At 71.4% G+C, this 18342-nt stretch carries 20 protein-coding genes and 1 tRNA gene; 8 read left to right on the top strand and 13 right to left on the bottom strand.

All coding sequences use genetic code 11. The features are described 5' to 3' along the window. The first annotated feature begins 34 nt into the window (after nt 1-34). On the top strand, nt 35-1255 hold the full coding sequence (locus tag H563_RS15970; RefSeq protein WP_022882331.1) for an LCP family protein: 1221 nt from the start codon (nt 35-37) through the stop codon (nt 1253-1255). Nucleotides 1256-1323: 68 nt separating this feature from the next. Next, nucleotides 1324-1413 (top strand) — tRNA-Ser (locus tag H563_RS0109295). Between the two features lie 55 nt (nt 1414-1468). On the opposite strand, the gene H563_RS17415 is transcribed toward H563_RS0109295, so the two are convergent. Together H563_RS17415 and H563_RS0109285 are read right to left on the bottom strand one after the other, a co-directional pair. Beyond that, nucleotides 1469-2434, bottom strand: a complete 966-nt coding sequence (locus H563_RS17415) for a class I SAM-dependent methyltransferase (RefSeq protein WP_022882330.1) — start codon at nt 2432-2434, stop codon at nt 1469-1471. A gap of 93 nt (nt 2435-2527) precedes the next feature. Then, nucleotides 2528-3016, bottom strand: coding sequence for a winged helix-turn-helix transcriptional regulator (locus H563_RS0109285; protein ID WP_022882329.1), 489 nt, complete (start codon nt 3014-3016; stop codon nt 2528-2530). A gap of 89 nt (nt 3017-3105) precedes the next feature. Between H563_RS0109285 and H563_RS0109280 the strand changes: the two genes are divergently transcribed. Continuing rightward, the gene (locus tag H563_RS0109280; RefSeq protein WP_022882328.1) at nt 3106-3579 is read left to right on the top strand and encodes an SRPBCC family protein; all 474 of its coding nucleotides are present in this window, start codon (nt 3106-3108) and stop codon (nt 3577-3579) included. 66 nt (nt 3580-3645) lie between these two features. On the opposite strand, the gene H563_RS0109275 is transcribed toward H563_RS0109280, so the two are convergent. Further along, complete coding sequence (locus H563_RS0109275) at nt 3646-4239, bottom strand: hypothetical protein (protein WP_022882327.1); 594 nt, start codon at nt 4237-4239, stop codon at nt 3646-3648. 130 nt (nt 4240-4369) lie between these two features. Here H563_RS0109275 and pflB point away from each other — a divergent pair, with 130 nt between their 5' ends. From pflB to H563_RS0109260, 3 genes are all read left to right on the top strand, one after another. Continuing rightward, entirely contained in the window at nt 4370-6649 is a 2280-nt protein-coding gene (gene pflB / locus H563_RS0109270; RefSeq protein WP_022882326.1) for a formate C-acetyltransferase, read from the top strand. After that, complete coding sequence (pflA, locus tag H563_RS15960; RefSeq protein ID WP_022882325.1) at nt 6649-7473, top strand: pyruvate formate-lyase-activating protein; 825 nt, start codon at nt 6649-6651, stop codon at nt 7471-7473. The genes pflB and pflA overlap by 1 nt, the downstream gene beginning before the upstream one ends. A gap of 81 nt (nt 7474-7554) precedes the next feature. After that, entirely contained in the window at nt 7555-8205 is a 651-nt protein-coding gene (locus H563_RS0109260) for a hypothetical protein (RefSeq protein ID WP_155865137.1), read from the top strand. Here the strand turns inward: H563_RS0109260 and H563_RS0109255 are convergent. The 9 genes from H563_RS0109255 to H563_RS0109215 all read right to left on the bottom strand — a co-directional run bounded on the left by H563_RS0109255 (nt 8202) and on the right by H563_RS0109215 (nt 15463). Next, entirely contained in the window at nt 8202-9377 is a 1176-nt protein-coding gene (locus tag H563_RS0109255; RefSeq protein WP_022882323.1) for a thiolase family protein, read from the bottom strand. The genes H563_RS0109260 and H563_RS0109255 overlap by 4 nt on opposite strands. Nucleotides 9378-9381: 4 nt before the next feature. Continuing rightward, on the bottom strand, nt 9382-10035 hold the full coding sequence (locus H563_RS0109250) for a 3-oxoacid CoA-transferase subunit B (protein WP_022882322.1): 654 nt from the start codon (nt 10033-10035) through the stop codon (nt 9382-9384). Beyond that, nucleotides 10032-10799, bottom strand: a complete 768-nt coding sequence (locus tag H563_RS15955) for a 3-oxoacid CoA-transferase subunit A (RefSeq protein WP_022882321.1) — start codon at nt 10797-10799, stop codon at nt 10032-10034. Before H563_RS15955 ends, H563_RS0109250 begins: the two co-directional genes overlap by 4 nt. Further along, nucleotides 10796-11257, bottom strand: a complete 462-nt coding sequence (pcaC, locus tag H563_RS0109240) for a 4-carboxymuconolactone decarboxylase (protein ID WP_081416236.1) — start codon at nt 11255-11257, stop codon at nt 10796-10798. Before pcaC ends, H563_RS15955 begins: the two co-directional genes overlap by 4 nt. Beyond that, nucleotides 11254-12033, bottom strand: a complete 780-nt coding sequence (locus H563_RS0109235; RefSeq protein WP_027479278.1) for an alpha/beta fold hydrolase — start codon at nt 12031-12033, stop codon at nt 11254-11256. Before H563_RS0109235 ends, pcaC begins: the two co-directional genes overlap by 4 nt. Next, nucleotides 12030-13244 (bottom strand): lyase family protein, encoded by a 1215-nt coding sequence (locus tag H563_RS15950; protein WP_051142706.1) that lies wholly within the window; start codon nt 13242-13244, stop codon nt 12030-12032. Before H563_RS15950 ends, H563_RS0109235 begins: the two co-directional genes overlap by 4 nt. A 1-nt stretch (nt 13245) precedes the next feature. Further along, nucleotides 13246-13794, bottom strand: coding sequence for a protocatechuate 3,4-dioxygenase subunit alpha (gene pcaG / locus H563_RS0109225; protein ID WP_022882319.1), 549 nt, complete (start codon nt 13792-13794; stop codon nt 13246-13248). Then, nucleotides 13791-14582, bottom strand: a complete 792-nt coding sequence (gene pcaH, locus H563_RS0109220) for a protocatechuate 3,4-dioxygenase subunit beta (protein WP_022882318.1) — start codon at nt 14580-14582, stop codon at nt 13791-13793. The genes pcaG and pcaH overlap by 4 nt, the downstream gene beginning before the upstream one ends. 104 nt (nt 14583-14686) lie before the next feature. Further along, the gene (locus H563_RS0109215) at nt 14687-15463 is read right to left on the bottom strand and encodes an IclR family transcriptional regulator (RefSeq protein WP_022882317.1); all 777 of its coding nucleotides are present in this window, start codon (nt 15461-15463) and stop codon (nt 14687-14689) included. A 66-nt stretch (nt 15464-15529) separates the two neighbouring features. Between H563_RS0109215 and H563_RS0109210 the strand changes: the two genes are divergently transcribed. Both H563_RS0109210 and H563_RS0109205 read left to right on the top strand, forming a co-directional pair. After that, nucleotides 15530-15814: a hypothetical protein gene (locus H563_RS0109210; RefSeq protein WP_022882316.1), complete on the top strand. Its 285-nt coding sequence runs from the start codon at nt 15530-15532 to the stop codon at nt 15812-15814. 71 nt (nt 15815-15885) lie between these two features. Beyond that, complete coding sequence (locus H563_RS0109205) at nt 15886-16305, top strand: hypothetical protein (protein ID WP_022882315.1); 420 nt, start codon at nt 15886-15888, stop codon at nt 16303-16305. Between the two features lie 3 nt (nt 16306-16308). Here H563_RS0109205 and H563_RS0109200 read toward each other — a convergent pair whose 3' ends face one another. Next, a complete protein-coding gene (locus H563_RS0109200; RefSeq protein WP_022882314.1) occupies nt 16309-17943 on the bottom strand; it encodes a phospholipase D-like domain-containing protein in 1635 nt (544 codons plus the stop codon). Nucleotides 17944-18342 lie beyond the last annotated feature (399 nt).

The following is an 18342-nucleotide window of genomic DNA, read 5'->3' as shown; positions in this document are numbered from 1 at the left end:
AGCCCAGGGCCCGTCAGGGTCACGGAAGGACTGCATGAGCGACGAGTCGACGACGAACCCCGACGCCCCGCAGGGCCCGGCCGCGAAGAAGCGGCGGAAGAGACTGGCCTGGATCATCGCGGCGACCGTCGTGGTCGTCGCACTGGTCGTGTCGGGCGTCGTCTACGGCGTCAATGCGAGCAGGCAGAAGCCGGTCGTGAAGGCGACGCACACGGCATCCGTCACCGCTACCCCGACCCCCACGCCCACGCCGACGCCCACCCCGACCCCGACGCCCACGCTGCCGTCGGCGCTCGGCGGGGCGATCAACCTGCTGCTCGTCGGCACGGACACGCGCACTGGGCAGACCGGGTTCCAGAACGAGCTCAGCGCCTCCAGCGGCGCCGGCAACAACGACGTCACGCTGCTCGTGCAGGTGTCGGCCGATCACACGAGCGCGAACGTGGTCAGCTTCCCGCGCGACATGAAGGTGCAGCTGCCGGCCTGCGCCGGCGGAGGCGTCGGCATGATCAACACGGCGCTCAGCCACGGTGTCGCCTGCGTCGCCGACACCGTCGAGAGCATCACCGGGATCTCCTCGATCCCGTACACCGCGATGATCACCTTCAACGGCGTGCAGGAGATGTCGACCGCGGTCGGCGGGGTGCGCGTGTGCGTGGCCACCCCGATCGACGACCCCTACGTCGGCCTGCAGCTGAGCGCGGGCCCGCACACGCTGAGCGGGGCCACCGCGCTGCAGTTCCTGCGCACCCGGCACGGGGTGGGCGACGGCTCCGACCTCGGGCGCATCAGCAACCAGCAGCTGTTCATGGCCGCCCTCGCCCGCAAGGTGATGAGCGAGAAGGTCTACACCAGCCTTCCCAAGCTGACGCACATCGCCGAGGCGGCGGTGAAGTACATGACCATCGGCTCGAAGCTGAAGAACCCGTTGAACCTGATCCGGCTCGCGCTCGCGCTGAAGAGCGTGCCGCTGTCGCGGTTCGTGTTCGTGCAGTACCCCGTGGCCACCGACCCGAGCGACTCGGCCCACGTCGTGCCCGCCGCGGATGCGGCATCCGTGAACGCGCAGTTGCAGCGGAACGCGCCGATCAAGGTCACGGCCGGGCCGGGGCGCGGCGTGGTGATCTCGCCGGAGCAGTACACCGTGGCGGGCCCGCATCCGAACTCGAAGATGGCGGTGCCGACCGCGCTGCCGGCCGACGTGCCCGGGCAGTCCGCCTCGCAGCGCACCTGCTCGAAGGGCCTGATCGGCTGAGCCGCCGCCGAGTTGGCGTACACCCGAGCCTCTGTATGATGGGACGGTGCCTGCGGCAAGCGGGCGCTGGAGACGTCGCATAGTCCGGTCGAGTGCACCACCCTGCTAAGGTGGAGTCCCCTTATTGGGGACCGAGGGTTCAAATCCCTCCGTCTCCGCACCTGAAGCCCCCTCCGCCGAGGGGGCTTTTCCCGTTCCCGGGCCGGATGCCGTTCAGCGCTGGCGGATGAGGACGGCAGCGCGGTCCGTGGCGGCCCCGCAGGCCAGCCGCACCCCGCTCCACTCGCCCTCCGCCCATGCTGCGACGATCGCCTGCTCCTCGGGCCGGTCCACGTCGTCGAGCACCACCCACGCCTCCGGGCCGAGCGCCGCGGCGAGCACCGGCACGGCCGGCCAGCGCGCCTCCGGGCCGAGGTAGCCGGGAGGGCCGTCGACGAAGAGCACGTCGACGCGGGGGAAGTCGTCGGGGTCGACGCCCGCGTACCAGGTGACCTCGCGCCCGGCGACCGTGCGCGACTCGAGGGGCGCCACGCGCAGCTCGACCACGTCGGCCAGGCCGAGCCGCTCCAGCGCCGCCGCCGTCTGGGCGGCGTATGCCGCGTCGTGCTCGAGACTGATCAGCCGCCCGCCGCCGCGGCGCTTGAGGGCGAGCGCGATCCACACCGTCGACGTGCCGCTGCCCGCCTCGACCACGGTCTCGAGGCTCGGCGCCGTGAGGATCCGGTCGATGAGCAGCACCAGCGTCTCCGGCGTCGCCGCCCAGCCGCCCGGGGCGGGCACGAGCCGACCCGCCGGCATCAGCGGCTGCAGCGACGCGAGCGCGCTCAGATCGTGCTGCAGGTCGCGGCGCAGCATGTCGAGCGGCTCACCGGGCCGCAGCGGCTCGCCCGGGCGCCTGCCGTCCCAGGCCCCGGTGAAGCCGTCCGCCAGCAGGGCGGCGAGGCGATCGGATGCCGCATCCGTTCGTTCGATCATGCGCTGCAGCGCCTCGTTGCGCGCGTTCGCGGCGCCACGGCTCAGCACGAGCACCAGGACGCCGAGGTCGACGAGCAGGGCTGCGAGCACCCAGTCGAGGTCGCCGAAGACCGCACCGAGCACGATGCCGATGATCAGCACGATCACGCAGAGCAGGGCGGCGGCCAGGACGGTGCGGCGTGCGAGCGTAGGCCAGGTGGGCATGGCCGCACCCTATCGGGCCGGCCCAAGCGGAACGCATGGCGACGCACCGGCCGAGGGAAGCGGGCGGCGCCTTCCCGCCGCGGTCGGCCCGGCTCAACCGTTGCGAACGGGGCGGCGCTGCGCGAGGTACTCGGCCGGCATCCCCGGCCCGGGCCGGGCCGCGACCTCGTCGGCGTGCACGGCGCCGCACTTCTCGCAGACGAGCTGCGGCTCGACCCTCCGGCCGCATGCGGCGTGCTCGTATCGGATCGGCGGCCCGTCCGGCGCCGCCCAGCGGTCGCCCCAGCTGGTCAGGGCGATCAGCGCGGGCGCGAGATCCCGCCCCTTCTCGGTCAGCACGTACTCGTGCTGCGCGGGGCGCTCGGAGTAGCGGCGGCGCTCCATGATGCCGCCCTCGACGAACGCGTCCAGGCGGGCGGCGAGCACGTTCGTGGCGATGCCGAGGTTGTGCTGGAAGTCGCCGAACCGCGTCACGCCCGCGAAGACGGCGTCGCGGATGATCAGCAGGCTCCACCGCTCGCCGACCACGTCCAACGCGCGGGCGATCGAGCAGATCTGGTTGTCATAGCTGCGGCCGAGCATGCCGCCAGTCTACGAAACCACTTGCGTCAAGCAAGCACCCCTCCTACAGTGCCTTTCATCATGCAAGCACCTGACGAAGGGATTCCATCATGGGCAGCAGATTCACCACGGCCTTCGAGGTCGCCCAGCCCGCGGAGCGCGTCTTCGAGGCCATCCGAGACGTCCGCGGCTGGTGGTCCGGGGCCATCGAGGGCAGCACGCGCGAGGTCGGCGACGAGTTCACCTACGAGGTGCCCGACGTGCACTGGTGCCGGTTCCGGATCACCGAGGTCGAGCCGCCGTCACGGATCGCCTGGCTCGTGACCGACAGCTGGCTGACCTTCACCGAGACGAAGGACGAATGGACGGGCACGACCGTCAGGTTCGACGTCGAGGAGGGGGACGGACTGACCCGCGTGCGGTTCACGCACGAGGGCCTGGTGCCGGAATTCGAGTGCTACGAGCTGTGCTCGGGCGCGTGGAGCGGATACATCGCCGGCAGCCTGCGGCACCTGATCCTCACCGGCCTCGGCAGCCCCAACCCGACGACGCCGGTCAACCCGACTTCCCCTCTCGTTCGTTGACACCCACCGACGGCGCGCACGGCGAAGCCGCCCGCGCGCAGCGCGGACGGCTTCGCCGGGGCCGGCTCAGATGAGCCAGCGCTGGCGCTGCACCAGGGGCAGCCGGCGCCACGCGGCGCCCAGGCCCCAGGTGTCTCCCGCCGAGAGGGCGGCGACGACGATCAGGGCCAGCGCGTAGATGATGTGGTAGTCAACGAGCGGGTTCGTGGAGGCAGCGCCCGGCGTGAACGGCCACTCGGCGAGGTACATGAGCAGCAGCACGCCGCTGCCCACGCCCGCGCTGACGCGCAGCCCGATGCCGAGCATGACCGCGGCGCCGATGCCGAGCATCGCCAGCATGAACAGCCAGTCGGTCGCCGGGCTCGCGATGGCCGCGAAGAACCCCTTGAGCGGCCCGGTGACGGCGTCACCGGTGAGGAACCCCTGGCTCGGCGCTCCGCCGGAGATCCACGCCTGCGACCCCGGCGTGGAGAATCCCAGCCCGAACGTCTTGTCGAGGAAGGCCCAGAGGAAGATGAATCCGGTCGCGAGGCGGAGGACGGCGAGCCAGCGGCGACCGGTCGAGGTGACGACGAGGTCGCGCTCTGCCGCGACGGGGGTGGTTTCGGCCCTCGGGGCGAGGGCGAAACGGCGGTGGTGCTGCGGGACGGTGGCGGTCATGATGTGCCTCCCAGGGAAGCCGTTCGTCTGGATGTCGTGTTTGCTGCGCCTACTGTCCCGCGTTCCGCGATCGGCGCGACCGGGTCGAAAGGCCCGAGTCGCCCGGGCGGCGCCTGCTTAGCGTGGCGTCATGAGCATCGTGCAGAACGTGCCGGCCGGAACCCCTCACTTCGCCGGCGGCGAGCAGGCGTGGGCCGGCTTCACCCCGGGCCCCTGGCAAGACGTCATCGACGTGCGTGACTTCATTCAGCGCAACTACACCCCCTACACCGGCGACGCCGGCTTCCTCGCCGGCCCCACCGCGCGCACCCTGCGCATCTGGAACCGCCTCTCCGCGATGTTCCCCGCCGAGCGCGCCAAGGGCGTGTACGACGTCGACCCGCACACGCCTGCCGGCATCACCGCCTTCGGCCCCGGCTACATCGACAAGGACGACGAGCTGATCGTCGGGCTGCAGACGGATGCTCCGCTCAAACGCGCGATCATGCCGTTCGGCGGCTGGCGCATGGTCGCGAACGCCCTCGAGACCTACGGCTTCCCGGTCGACGAGGGCCTGGAGAAGACGTTCACGCAGTATCGCAAGACGCACAACCAGGGCGTCTTCGACGCCTACCCGCCCGCGGTGCGCGCCGCCCGGCGCTCGCACGTGCTCACGGGACTGCCCGACGCGTACGGGCGCGGACGCATCATCGGCGACTACCGCCGCGTCGCGCTGTACGGGGTGGACGCCCTGATCGAGGCGAAGAAGCTCGACAAGCTCGACTGGGACACGCATCCGTTCACCGAGTCGGTGGTGCGCGAGCGCGAGGAGCACGCCGAGCAGCTGCGCGCGCTCGAGGAGCTGAAGGCCATGGCCGCCTCCTACGGGTACGACATCTCGCGCCCGGCCACGACGGCGCGCGAGGCGATCCAGTGGCTGTACTTCGGCTACCTCGCCGCGGTGAAGGAGCAGAACGGCGCGGCGATGTCGCTCGGGCGCACCTCGACCTTCCTCGACATCTACCTCGAGCGCGATCTCGCCGCGGGCCGGCTCACCGAGGCATCCGCTCAGGAGCTGATCGACGACTTCGTGATCAAGCTGCGCATCGTGCGCTTCCTGCGCACGCCCGAATACGACGCGCTGTTCTCGGGCGACCCCACCTGGGTGACCGAGACCATCGGCGGGATGGGCGAGGACGGGCGCACGCTCGTGACCAAGAACTCGTTCCGGATGCTGCAGACGCTGTACAACCTCGGGCCCGCGCCCGAGCCGAATCTCACCGTGCTGTGGTCGCGCCGGCTGCCGGAGGGCTTCAAGGAGTTCTGCGCCCGGGTGTCGATCGACACCTCGGCCTTGCAGTACGAGTCCGACCGGTATCTGCGCGAGTACTGGGGCGACGACGCGGCGATCGCCTGCTGCGTCTCGCCCATGGCCGTCGGCAAGCAGATGCAGTTCTTCGGCGCGCGCGCCAACCTCGCGAAGGCGCTGCTGTACGCGATCAACGGCGGCCGCGACGAGCTCAGCGGCGCGCAGGTCGCGCCGGCGTTCCGGCCCGTGCAGCCGGGCCGCCCGCTCGAGTTCGACGACGTGGTGGCGCGGCTGGACCGCACCCTGGAGTGGCTCGCGGCGACCTACGTCGAGGCGCTCAACGTCATCCACTACATGCACGACAAGTACGACTACGAGCGGCTGGAGATGGCGCTGCACGACAAGAAGGTGCTGCGCACCATGGCGTGCGGCATCGCCGGGCTGTCGGTCGCGGCCGACTCGCTCTCGGCCATCAAGTACGCCACGGTCGTGCCGGTGGCCGACGAGCGGGGCGTGATCGTCGACTACGAGATCGACGGCGACTTCCCCGCCTACGGCAACGACGACGACCGCGCCGACGCGCTGGCGACGTGGCTCGTCGAGACGTTCATGGAGAAGATCCGGCACTACCCGGCCTACCGCGACGCGGTGCCCACGCAGTCCGTGCTGACGATCACCTCGAACGTGGTCTACGGCAAGAACACGGGCAACACGCCCGACGGCCGCCGGGCGGGCGCTCCGTTCGCCCCGGGAGCCAACCCGATGAACGGCCGCGACACGCACGGCATGCTCGCGAGCGCGCTGTCGGTGGCGAAGATCCCGTACGCCGAGGCGCAGGACGGCATCTCGCTGACGAACACGGTGGTGCCGAGTGGACTCGGCCGGACCAAGGACGAGCAGATCGAGAACCTGGCCGGCCTGCTCGACGCGAGCGTGGGCACCGAGGGCTACCACATGAACGTCAACGTGCTGAACCGGCAGACCCTCGAAGACGCCATGGAGCACCCCGAGAACTACCCGCAGCTGACCATCCGCGTCTCCGGCTACGCCGTCAACTTCGTGCGCCTGACCCGCGAGCAGCAACTCGACGTGCTCTCGCGCACCTTCCACGAGAGCATCTGATGACGGCGACGATGCTGGCCGGCCTGCGACCGGAGCAGGGCCTCGACCGGCACTCCCGGCTCGCCCGCCTGCGCTCGGGCGAGCTGGGCAGCATCCACTCCTGGGAGCTCGTCACCGCGGTCGACGGTCCCGGCACGCGCATGACCGTGTTCGTCTCCGGCTGCCCGCTGCGCTGCCTCTACTGCCAGAACCCCGACACCTGGGAGCTGAGGGACGGCACGGATGTCTCGGCCGACGAGCTCCTCGAGCGCATCGCCCGCTACCTGCCCGTGTTCCAGGCGACCGGCGGCGGGCTCACCCTCTCGGGCGGCGAGATCCTCTTCCAGCCGGCGTTCGCGGCGCGCATCCTGCGCGGGGCGAAGCGGCTCGGCGTGCACACCGCCCTCGACACCTCCGGTTTCCTCGGCGCCAAGCTGACCGATCAGGCGCTCGCCGACACCGACCTGGTGCTCCTCGACGTGAAGTCGGGCGACCCCGACACCTATCGGCGGGTGACCGGCCGCGAACTCGAGCCGACGCTCGAGTTCGGGCGCCGGCTCGCGCGCGAGGGCCGGGTTGAGATCTGGGTGCGGTTCGTGCTGGTCCCCGATCTGACGGATGCCTGGGACAACGTGGAGCTCGTCGCCGACCACGTCGCCTCGTTCGACGCGCTGCGGCCGGGCGCGGTGACCCGCGTCGAGGTGCTGCCGTTCCACCAGCTGGGCCGCGGCAAGTGGCACGAGCTCAGCCTCGCCTACGCGCTGGAGGACACGCAGCCGCCCTCGGCCGAACTCGTCGAGCGCGTGCGCGACCAGTTCCGCGCCCGCGGGCTCACCGTGTACTGACTGACGTGATGCGGGGACTCCCTGCGGGTACTTATCGCCCGTGCTAAGGCACTTGTCGATCGCCCCACGATGGAGATGGCTGTGAGCGCACCCGAAACCGACAGCGAGGCCGATCGCAGGTGGGCAGCCGCAGCTCAACTTGCCGCGGGAGTCAATGACGACCGGTTGCGCGGGCGGCGGGTGAGAGTGCTGCTCTGGGTGGGCTTGCTGGTGATTGCTTCGTGGGTCGCGGGGTTCGTGCTGGCCCTCGTGCTGCCGGCCGCCGCCTCAACGCCGTCCACCGGCGAGGCGAACGTGAGTGCCCGGTTGTTCGCGGCTCTGATCGTGATGGCCATAGGGCTCGTGGTCGGCCTCGTGGGATTCATCTGGGGCATTCGTACGGGGCACTACATCGCCCGCTGGCGTGCCGTGACCAGCCCGCTCTCGATGAAAGAGAAGCGCGCGGTGCGCAAGCAGATCAACGGCAAGGCACCGGTCGATCAGCAGCACCTCGACATCATCCTGGCGAGTGCCGAGCAGACTCGGCGCGCTGTGCTCGGCATCGCTCCGCTGTATGCGGCAGTCGTCCTCTTTGTTGTGAGCGAGGCCATCGTCACTGATGCGGTGCTGGAGAGGCTGCTCGCGCTGTTCGCCTCGGTGATGTTCGCGATCGCCGCGGTGCAACTCGTGGTCGCCTATCGTCGCGCTGGTCGCTTCATCGAACAGAACGACCACACGGTCGCCCGGGGCTAACGCTCGAGCACGACCGCGAGGCCCTGGCCCACGCCGACGCAGATCGCGGCGACCGCGACACCGCCGCCGCGGCGCTTCAGCTCGTGGGCGGCGTGGGCGAGGACGCGCCCGCCGGATGCTCCCAGCGGATGCCCGATGGAGAGCCCGCCGCCGTGGATGTTGACCTTCTCCGGGTCGAGCTCCGGCCAGCCCTGCAGGTCGGCGAGCACCTGCGAGGCGAAGGCCTCGTTGAGCTCGACCAGGTCGACGTCCGCCCAGCTCTTCCCGGCCCTCGCGAGCGCCTGGTTGGCGGCCTCGATGGGGGCGAGCGGGAACACGTCTGGGTCCACGCCGTGCGCGGCGCGGCCGGCGATGCGGGCGAGCGGTTCGGCGTCGAGCGCGCCCTCGGCGCCGATCAGCACCGCCGCGGCGCCGTCGTTGATCGAGCTCGAGTTGCCGGCCGTGACGGTGCCCTTCCCGTCCGGCGCGAACAGGGCGCGCAGGCCGGCGAGCTTCTCGAGGGTGGTGTCGTCGCGGATGCCCTCGTCACGGGCGAGCTCCGCCCCGGGCACCTGCACGATCTCGTCGTCGAAGACACCGGCGGCCCAGGCATCCGCTGCCCGGCGATGTGAGCGAAGCGCCCACGCGTCCTGCGCCTCGCGGCTGATGTTCTTCAGCCGCGCGACCTTCTCGGCGGACTCGCCGTTGGAGATCGTCCACTCCTTCGGCAGCTTCGGGTTCACCATGCGCCAGCCGATCGAGGTGTTCCACAGGGTCTGGTTGCCGGTCGCCGGCCAGGGCTTGGGCGACTTCTCGACGACGAACGGGGCGCGGCTCATCGACTCGACGCCGCCCGCGAGCACGAGCGTCGCGTCGCCGCATTCGACGGCGCGGGATGCCTGCACGGCGGCCTCGAGGCTCGAGGAGCACAGCCGGTTGACGGTGACTCCGGTCACGCTCGTCGGGAAGCCCGCGAGCAGCGCACCGAAGCGGGCGACGTCGCGGTTGTCCTCGCCGGCCTGGTTGGCGTCGCCGAAGACGACGTCGTCGACGGATGCCGGGTCGATGCCGGTGCGCTCGACGATGGCCTTCATCACCACTGCGGCGAGGTCGTCGGGGCGGATGCCGGACAGCGCGCCGCCGGCGCGGCCGAAGGGTGTGCGCACGGCGTCGTAGACGAAGGAAGCGGTCACGGTTCTATGCCTCCTCAGGAATGGAAGTGCGATCGACGAGCGTCAGGCCGGTGAGGCTGCTCAGCTCGTCGACGGTGGTGTCGAAGGTCTCGATCACGGCGAAGCCCTCCGGGGTGACGTCGAAGACGGCGCGGTCGGTGTAGACGCGCGTGACGCAGCGCACGCCGGTGAGCGGGTAGCCGCACTCGGCGACGAGCTTGCTCTCGCCCTTCTTGGTGAGCAGGTCGGTCATCACGTAGACCTGCTTGGCGCCGATCGCGAGATCCATGGCGCCGCCGACGGCGGGGATCGCCCCCGGCTCGCCGGTCGACCAGTTGGCGAGGTCGCCGTGCTGGGACACCTGGAAGGCGCCGAGCACGCAGAAGTCCAGGTGCCCGCCGCGCATCATGGCGAAGCTGTCGGCGTGGTGGAAGTAGGCGGCGCCCGGCAGCTCGGTGACGGGGATCTTGCCCGCGTTGATCAGGTCGGGGTCGATCTCGCCGGGCTTCGGCTGCGGACCCATTCCGAGCATGCCGTTCTCGGTATGCAGGATGATCTCGGCGCCCTCCGGCAGGTAGTCGCTGATCAGGGTGGGGGCGCCGATGCCGAGGTTCACGTACGAGCCCTCGGGGATGTCCTGCGCGATGCGCGCGGCGAGCGCCCTGCGGTCCAGGCTCATGCGGCACCCCCTTCCGTCGCGGCGACGGTACCCGCATCCGTGCCGCGATGACCCTCGGCGTCGTCGGCGCCCACGAAGACGCCGTGTTCGAGCCAGGGCCGCTCGCCGACCGCGACCACGCGGTCGACGTAGATGCCCGGAGTGACGACGGCCTCGGGGTCGAGGGCGCCGACCTCGACGACCTCGTCGACCTGCACGATGCTCGTTGCGGCAGCGGCGGCCATGATCGGGCCGAAGTTGCGGCTGGTCTTGCGGTAGACGACGTTGCCGAGACGGTCGGCCAGGAAACCGCCGATCAGCGCGTAGTCGGCGCGGATCGGGTACTCGAGCACGTAGTCGGTGCCGTCGATGTTGCGGGTCTCCTTGCCCTCCGCCAGCGGCGTGCCGAAGCCGGTGGGGGTGAAGAACGCGCCGATCCCGGCCCCGGCGGCACGGATGCGCTCGGCGAGGTTGCCCTGCGGCACGAGCTCGAGCTCGATCTCGCCGGCGCGGTACAGGCCGTCGAACACCCACGAGTCGACCTGCCGCGGGAAGGAGCAGATGATCTTGCGCACCTGCCGGTTGGCCAGCAGCCGGGCGAGCCCGACGTCGCCGTTGCCGGCGTTGTTGTTCACGATCGTGAGGTCGCGCGGGCCCAGCTCGATCAGCGCGTCGATGAGCTCAACGGGCTGGCCGGCGCGGCCGAAGCCGCTGATCATCACGGTCGAGCCGTCTTCGATCCCGGACACCGCGTCGGCGGCATCCGCTCGGACCTTGTCGATCACTCCCTGGCCTCCTTCGCCCCGTCGCCCTCATTCTCGTCCAGGCGGTCGAACACCTGCTGCGCGAGGCGATAGGCCGTGTTCGCGGCGGGCACGCCCGAGTAGATCGCGGACTGCAGGATGACCTCGGCGATCTCGTCGCGGGTGAGGCCGTTGCGCAGCGCGGCGCGCACGTGCATCTGGAACTCCTCGTGGTGCCCGTGCGCGATGAGCGAGGAGAGCACGGCGATGCTGCGCTCACGGCGCGTCAGGCCGGGCCTCGTCCACACGTCGCCCCACGCGGTGCGGGTGATGAACTCCTGCCACGGCCGGGTGAAGTCGGTGGCGGCGGCCGTCGAGCGGTCGACGTGCTCGTCGCCGAGCACCGCGCGGCGCACGGCCATGCCGCGCTCGTAGCGCTGCGAGTCGGTCGGGTCGGCGGGGTCGGCGGCGCCTGCGGGCCGGCCTGGCTGCTCGCTCATCCGCGCACCTCCGCGGGCAACTCGGCGAGGGCGGACGCCACGGCCTCCGGCTGCTCCGCAGGAGCGAGGTGCGCGGCATCCGTGATCGGAATCAGCGCTCCGCGCTGCACGCCGCTCGCGACCTCGTCCGCCGCCTCGTGGGAGATGACGACGTCGTGCTCGCCCCAGATCACCTGCACGGGCACGGCGATCTCGCCGAGGCGGGGCCGCACGTCGAAGCCGGCGAGCGCCTCGCAGCACAGCGCGTAGCTCTCGTCGTCCGCGTCGCGCAGCGCGTGCAGCAGGCGGCCGGAGACGACCGGGTGCCGTTCGATCGAACCGGGCGCGAACCAGCGTTGGGCGCTGGAGATCACGAGCGCCGCCGTGCCCTGCGTGCGCACCTGCGCGGCGCGCTCGTGCCACGACTCGGGGGTGCCGATCTTCGCCGCCGAGCACACGTCGGCGAGCGCGATCACGCGCGAGGGATGCCGCAGCGCCAGCTCGAGTCCGACGGCGCCGCCGAGAGAGACGCCCGCGTAGTAGGCGCGCTGCTCGCCGAGCTCGTCGAGCAGGCCGGCGACCGCGTCGGCGAGTTCGGCGACGGTGAACGGCGCCCGCGCGGCGGGGGAGAGGCCGTGGCCGGGCAGATCCCACGCGGTCACGCGGAAGCTGCGCCGCAGGATCGCCGCCGCGTCGTCCCACAGCAGCGTCGAGGTGCCGAGCGACGGGCCGAGCACGAGCAGCGGGGCGCCGTCGGGGCCGGCCGGGTCGGTGGTGTGCAGTTCGGGTGCGGTCATCTCTCCTCCTGGCTGAGCCCGGCCAGCACGCGGTCGACGAACGCGCCGGCGAGGCCCGTGTACGACTCCGGTTCCCCGGTGCGGCCGGTGAGCTTGCGCTGCTCGCTGAGCAGCTCGTCGCCCGAGATCGCGAGGTTCGCCGCGACGCGCTCGGGCACAACCCGCAGTCCGGCGCTGAGCTCGGCGGCCTGCGCGCTCGCGCCGAGGGCGAGGCGCAGCAGCTCGCGCAGCGCGGGCCATTCGCTGTGCCACGCGCCGTCGGGCCGCTCGTCAACGGCGAGCGCGGCGGCGCGGTGCAGGTCGGCGCCGAGGCCGGGCGCGCGCAGTGCCGCCGAGCGGATCAGCACCGACAGGATCGGGTTCCTCTTGTGCGGCATCGCCGACGACCCGCCCCGGCCCGGCGCCTGCGGCTCGATGAGCTCGCCGACCTCGGTCCGGGAGGCGAGGGCGACGTCGGAGCCGATCACGCCGAGCGCGTCGACGACCGCGACGAGCGCATCGGCGAGCCGGGTGAACGGCCGGCGGGTGACGTGCCAGGGCAGCTGCGGCGCCGCCAGCGAGAGCTCGGCGGCGTACGCGCCGGGCAGGCGCGCGGCCGCCTCCTCGCCGTAGAGGGCGACGAAGGAGGCGAGCGTTCCCGACGCGCCGCCGAGTTGGGCGGGCAGGGCGGCGGATGCCTCGCGCAGCTCGCCTCGCGCCGCCAAGACCGCCTCGGCCCACAGCGCGAAGCGCAGCCCCCACGTGGTCGGGGTGCTGTGCTGGCCGAGGGTGCGGGCGGCGGCCACGGTGTCGCGGTGCTCGGCGGCGAGCGCCGCGAGCCCGTCGACGGTGCGGCCGAGCGCCGCGTCGATGGCGGCCGCCGCGCGCACCGAGATCAGGGCGAGGGCGGTGTCGACGATGTCCTGGCTGGTGGCGCCGCGGTGCACCCACTCGGCGGCGGACTCGTCGACCGCGGCCACGGCGGGCCGCAGCCGGGAGAGCAGCGGGATGACGGGGTTGCCGCCGGCCGCGGCATCCGTCGCCAACTCGGCCGCGTCGATCTCGAGGCCCGCGATCGCCTCGTCGAACGCCGCAGCGGCCTGCGCCGGCGCGAGCTCGAGGGCGACGGCGGCGCGCACGAGGGCGCGCTCGGCGGCGAGGAGCGCCTCGAGCACGGCGGAGTCGGAGACGACGGCGTCGTGCCCGGCGGAGACCGGCTCGAGCAGCCCCACGTCAGAACCGGATGAAGACGGTCTCGCCGTCGCCCTGGAGCCGGAGGTCATGACGCAGACTCCCTTCCGCGGTGCGGGTCGCGATCACAGTAGCGCGCTCCTCGTCGGTGAGCTTCGCGAGGAACGGATCGCTCGTGTGCAGGCCGGCATCGTCGGGGAGGTAGACGCGCGTGTGCAGCACGTCGAGCAGCCCCCGGGCGAAGACGGCCATGGAGTAGAACGGCGCGCGCTCGTCCACCGGGCCGGGTTCGCGGGTCCAGAACTCGTAGTGGCCGTCGGGCCGGGTGTGGGCCCGGCCGAAGCCGGTGAAGGTGTGCCCGTCGCGGCCGATGACGCCGGGAGCGGTGGGGATCGTGCCGTCGGAGTCGGCGGACCAGATCTCGAGCATCACGTCGGGCACGGGCTCGCCCGCTCCGTCGTACACGACGCCCTCGAGCAGCACGGAGCCCGGGCTGAACGGGGCGACGACCTCGTTCATTCGGGGCCACTCGGTGCCGTAGTGGAAGAACGGGCCGACGGTCTGCCCGGGGGTGCGCGGCAGGCGGCTCATGCCTGGTCTCCGTCCTGCTCGAACCAGGTCGCCTGCGGCCCGTCGACGACGATGTCCCAGCGGAAGCCCAGCGCCCATTCCGGGGTGGTCAGCTCGTGGTCGTAGGTGGCGATCAGGCGGTCGCGGGCCTTCTGATCCGGGATCGACTGGTAGATCGGGTCGAGGGCGAACAGCGGGTCGTCGGGGAAGTACATCTGCGTGACAAGCCGCTGGGTGAAGGCGTTGCCGAAGATGGAGAAGTGGATGTGCGCCGGCCGCCACGCGTTCAGATGGTTGCGCCACGGGTAGGCGCCCGGCTTGATGGTGGTGAAGCGGTACCGGCCCTCGTCGTCGGTGATGACGCGGCCTGCTCCCGTGAAGTTCGGGTCGAGCGGCGCCGGGTGCCGGTCGCGCTGGTGGATGTACCGGCCGCCGGCGTTCGCCTGCCACAGCTCGACGAGCTGGTGGCGCACGGGCCGACCGTTGCCGTCGAGGACGCGGCCGGTGACGACCATGCGCTGCCCCTGCGGCTCGCCGCCGACGTGCCGGTTGGTGAGGTCGGCCTCGATCGGCGCGACCTCCCAGTGGCCGAACGCGGGCGAGACGAGCTCGATCGTCTCGGGGTCGACGAGATGCGGATCCTTGGTGGGGTGCCGCAGTTCGCTGCTGCGGTACGGCGGGAAGTCGAGCAGGGTGTCGACGGTGTGCTGCCGGCCGGCCGCGACGTCGTCGCGGTAGCGCTGCTGCACGGCTCCGATCTCGGCCGTGACCTCGTCCTGAGTGCTCAGGCTCTCACCGGTGGTGCTCATGGCGTCTCCTTTGACGGTCTTCGTTTGAAGCTTGCCGACTCACGGGCCGCCGGTGGCCTCACGCATCCCACTCAGTGGGATTCCGTGCCGCGTCCCGCCCGGCGTCAGCCTACGGACCGCAGCTTCGCGGTGATGTCGCGCGCGGCCCGTGCCACGATCGGGGCGAGCCTGCGCTCATCCGATCGCCCGAGGTGGCTGACGACGCCGACGGCGGCGGGCGGCAGCCCCATCACCTCGCCGAGCGGCACGGCCACCGAGTAGTTGCCCAGCGTCATCTCCTGCTTCGTCGACGCGTACCCGAGCCGGCGCGCGGTCGCGAGCTCCGCGCGCAGCCGCCGCTCGTCGGTCACCGAGAAGACCGTCTCGCGCTCGAGCGTGCGCTGGAAGTAGCGGGACAGCCACGCCTCGTCGCGCGTCATCAGCAGCGCCTTCCCGACCCCCGTGGCGTGCAGCGGCAGCCGCCCGCCCATGCGGGTCAGCGTCGGGATCGAGGACTCCCCGGTGAGCCGGGCCACGTACAGCGCGACGGCCGAGGCGGGATCGTCGCCGTCCAGCACGGCGAGGTGCACGTTCTCACCGGATGCCTCGTACAGGCGCTCCAGGATGGGCAGTGCCGGCTCGCGCAGCCGCATCGACAGCGGTGACAGCTCGCCGATCTCCCACAGGGTGGTGCCGATCGTGTAGGCGCCGGAGTCGGTTCGGGCCAGGAAGCCGATGCCGGTCAGCTCCCGGGCCAGCCGGTGCGCCGTCGAGCGGGCGAGGCCGCTGCGGTCGGCGAGCTGCGCCGCGCTCAGCTCGGTGTCGTCCTCCGTGAACGCGCCGAGCAGGCGCGCGGTACGGGCGAGGATCCCGTCGCCTTCGTCGCGCACCCGGCCGGCCATGTCGGAAGCCTAGACGGGGCGCGCGGCCGGGAGTGCCGAGCGGCAGCGCGGGGCACAATGGAGGCGATGTCCAAACCTCCGACCGTCGAACGCCGCCGCGTCGGCCGCACGCCGATGACGCTCGAGGAGGCGCTGCGCATCGAGCGCAATGCCGCCGAGGGCCGGCTCGACCTGTCGGATCGCAGCACTGTCGCGATCGTCGAGGAGGCGCACCGCGTGCACCTCATCGCCGAACTGTGGGGCACGGATGCGCGGGCGCGGCGCCGCTCGCGCGCGACCTTCCTCGTGATCGCGGTCGGCATCGTGGTGACGATCCTCGGACTCGTCGCGAGCCTCGCCTTCAGCCAATAGCCCGGCGCCGCCGCGGCGCTACACCACGCTGCCGAATGCAACTGTCAGTGCCGGCTGATAAACCGGTGAGCATGAGCACCATCAGCACCACCAGATCCATCCGCATCACTTCCATCGCCTCGGCCACGCTGCTGGCGGCCCTCGCCCTCTCCGGCTGCTCGGCCGGTGCCAAGGACTGCGGCACCGGCGCGTCGTCGCCGAAGGCTGCCATGTCGGGACTGATCGACGCGGCCCAGTCGAAGAACGCCGTCGACGAGGCCTGCAAGTACATCGACAGCGACTACAGCTACGACTCCGACGACATCGACGCCCTGAAGTCGCAGTTCCCCGACGGCTCGTCGAAGGTCGACATCACCACGGGCAAGAGCGTCGACGGCGGCAAGCAGGTACTGGCCGCGCAGGGCGGCTTCAGCGCCAACTACATCGCCGTGAAGAACTCCGACGGCAAGTGGGTCCTCGAGGTCGGCACCAAGAAGAAGAGCGGCAAGTAGCCGTCAGTCTTCGCTCGCCTTCTGGGCGGCCAGGTGCTCCCAGTCGTGGGCGAAGATCTGCTCGAAATAGGCCGCGGCGTCGGCGTTCTCGATGATGACGCCGGCGTCGCGGTTGTGCAGCACCCCGGCCGACGACCAGTTCTGGCTGCTGACCAGCACCGCGCGCCCGTCGACGACGATGCCCTTGTTGTGCACGTTGTTCTGCAGCTTCACGTCGTTCGTCGTGTCGAGCCCCAGCGCCTGCAATTTCTCCAGGTAGCCGAGCGTCTCGTACTGGCTCATGATGATGCGCACCTCGACGCCCGCCTTCTGCCGCGCGGCGACCGCACTGACGAGGTCGACGAAGGCCTGGTTGGTGGCATCCGTCGTCTTGGGCAGTTCGATGTACTGGAACTGCATGTGCAGCGTCTTCGTCGCGCTCGCGACCAGCTTCGTGACCGCGTCGACGTAGACGCCGGCGTCGGGGGTGAGCAGCGGGGTGATCGTCATCTGCCCGGTCACGGTCTGGGCGGGGAAGAACCGGGCGAACGGCGGGGTCTGCGCCCGCGGCAGCACGTGCGCGGCGAACTCCGCCTCCGCATCGGACTCGTTGTGCTGCGACGCGACCTCGTAGTCGTTCTGCAGGTATGCGGCGAAGGTCTTCGTCAACTCGGGGCTCTGGATCACGACGTGCCAGTCCCGGTCACCGTCACGCGCGGCGTCGGCGTCGCCCGAGTTCTTGACCGGGTCGATGTCCGGCTGGTTCGAGTTGTTCCAGTTGCCGCTGGACAGCCAGGTGGTCTCGCCGTCGCGCGCGGCGACCTTGATGTGGTACGCGGTCTGGAAGATCGTCGCCGTCGCCTTCGGGTCCATGCCCGACAGCGCCCACGCCTGCTCGAAGTCGTCGCCGAGCGCCTTCTCGAGCTCGGCGACGGTCTGCTCGTCGGTCTGGTCGGCGGTCGGATTCTTCGACGGGTGGTCGAGGGTGAGCGTCACCTTCTTGCCCTTCAGCGCCGTCTCGAACGCGTCGAGCACGTGCTTCGAGGTGAAGTCGTAGAGGCCGATCACGAGCTCCTGCTTCGTGGCCGCGAGGAACGGCTGCAGCTGCCCCCAGCCCGCGTCGGGCGAGGCGGCCAGCTGCACCGTCAGCTCGCCCGAGACGGGCGAGAGGGCGGCGCCGGCCGGCGGCTGGTACGGCAGCGTGGGCTTGGCGAGCGGGGCGGATTCCTCGGGCGCCGGCGGCTCGTGGCGCGTGTGCTCCGGGTGCTGCGGCCCCTGCGGGTGCTGCGGGTGCTCCGGGTGCCCCGGGCCCTGTGGGTGCCCTCGGTGCTGCGGCGCGAGGACCACCTCGTCGTCGAACTCGGGCACGGCGCCCTCGTCCGGAGCGGCGGGACGGCGGGCCGCGGCCCCCGGCTCTGCGAGGAGCGCCGCGCGCTTGCGCTCCGAAGCGGTGCGCACGTCGACGGGCACACCCTCGACTTCGTCGGGCAGTCCGTGCGGGCGCGGGCCCGAGACGGTGACGACGATCGCGGGGCGGCCGGTGAGCCATCCGTTCTTCGCTTCGAAGCCGGGGCGCACGCTGAGCACGCCGGGCAGGCGGAACTCGTCGAGGTGGGCGGTGATCAGATCGGACAGGTTCGGCTGCTGCGACGATGCCATGCGGCCATGGAACCCGCGACCGGTGACATCGGCGTGAACGCACCCTCAGCGCCCCCTGGGAGAGCGCCCGCGGCCCCGTGCTCTTGCTGGATCCGCACTCGCGCGTGCATCCGAGTGCTTCCGCGGGCGGACACCAAGTGCTCCTGTTCTCCGAGCGCAAGACATTCGGTCGGGCGCGTGGTCGAGCATGGCGAGCGTGAGGCCTGATCTGGCGGCCGGCGTCCGCCGGGAATTTTCCCGAAGGGAGGCGAGCGCCGAGCGCGGGCGCCGACCGGTTTTCTTGCGCAGGGAGAACGGCCGCATCAGCCTTCTTGCTCGCCGAAGAGTCGCGTGCCCGATTTTCTTGCGCTCGGAGAACGGTCGCGCACGAAGTGTCGGGCATGGCCCGCGGGCGCGAGG

It is taken from the genome of Gryllotalpicola ginsengisoli DSM 22003, from assembly GCF_000419445.1.
Lineage (GTDB): Bacteria > Actinomycetota > Actinomycetes > Actinomycetales > Microbacteriaceae > Gryllotalpicola > Gryllotalpicola ginsengisoli.
Note: the sequence above shows the minus strand (reverse complement) of the source record. Positions and strands in the feature narration are given on the sequence as shown.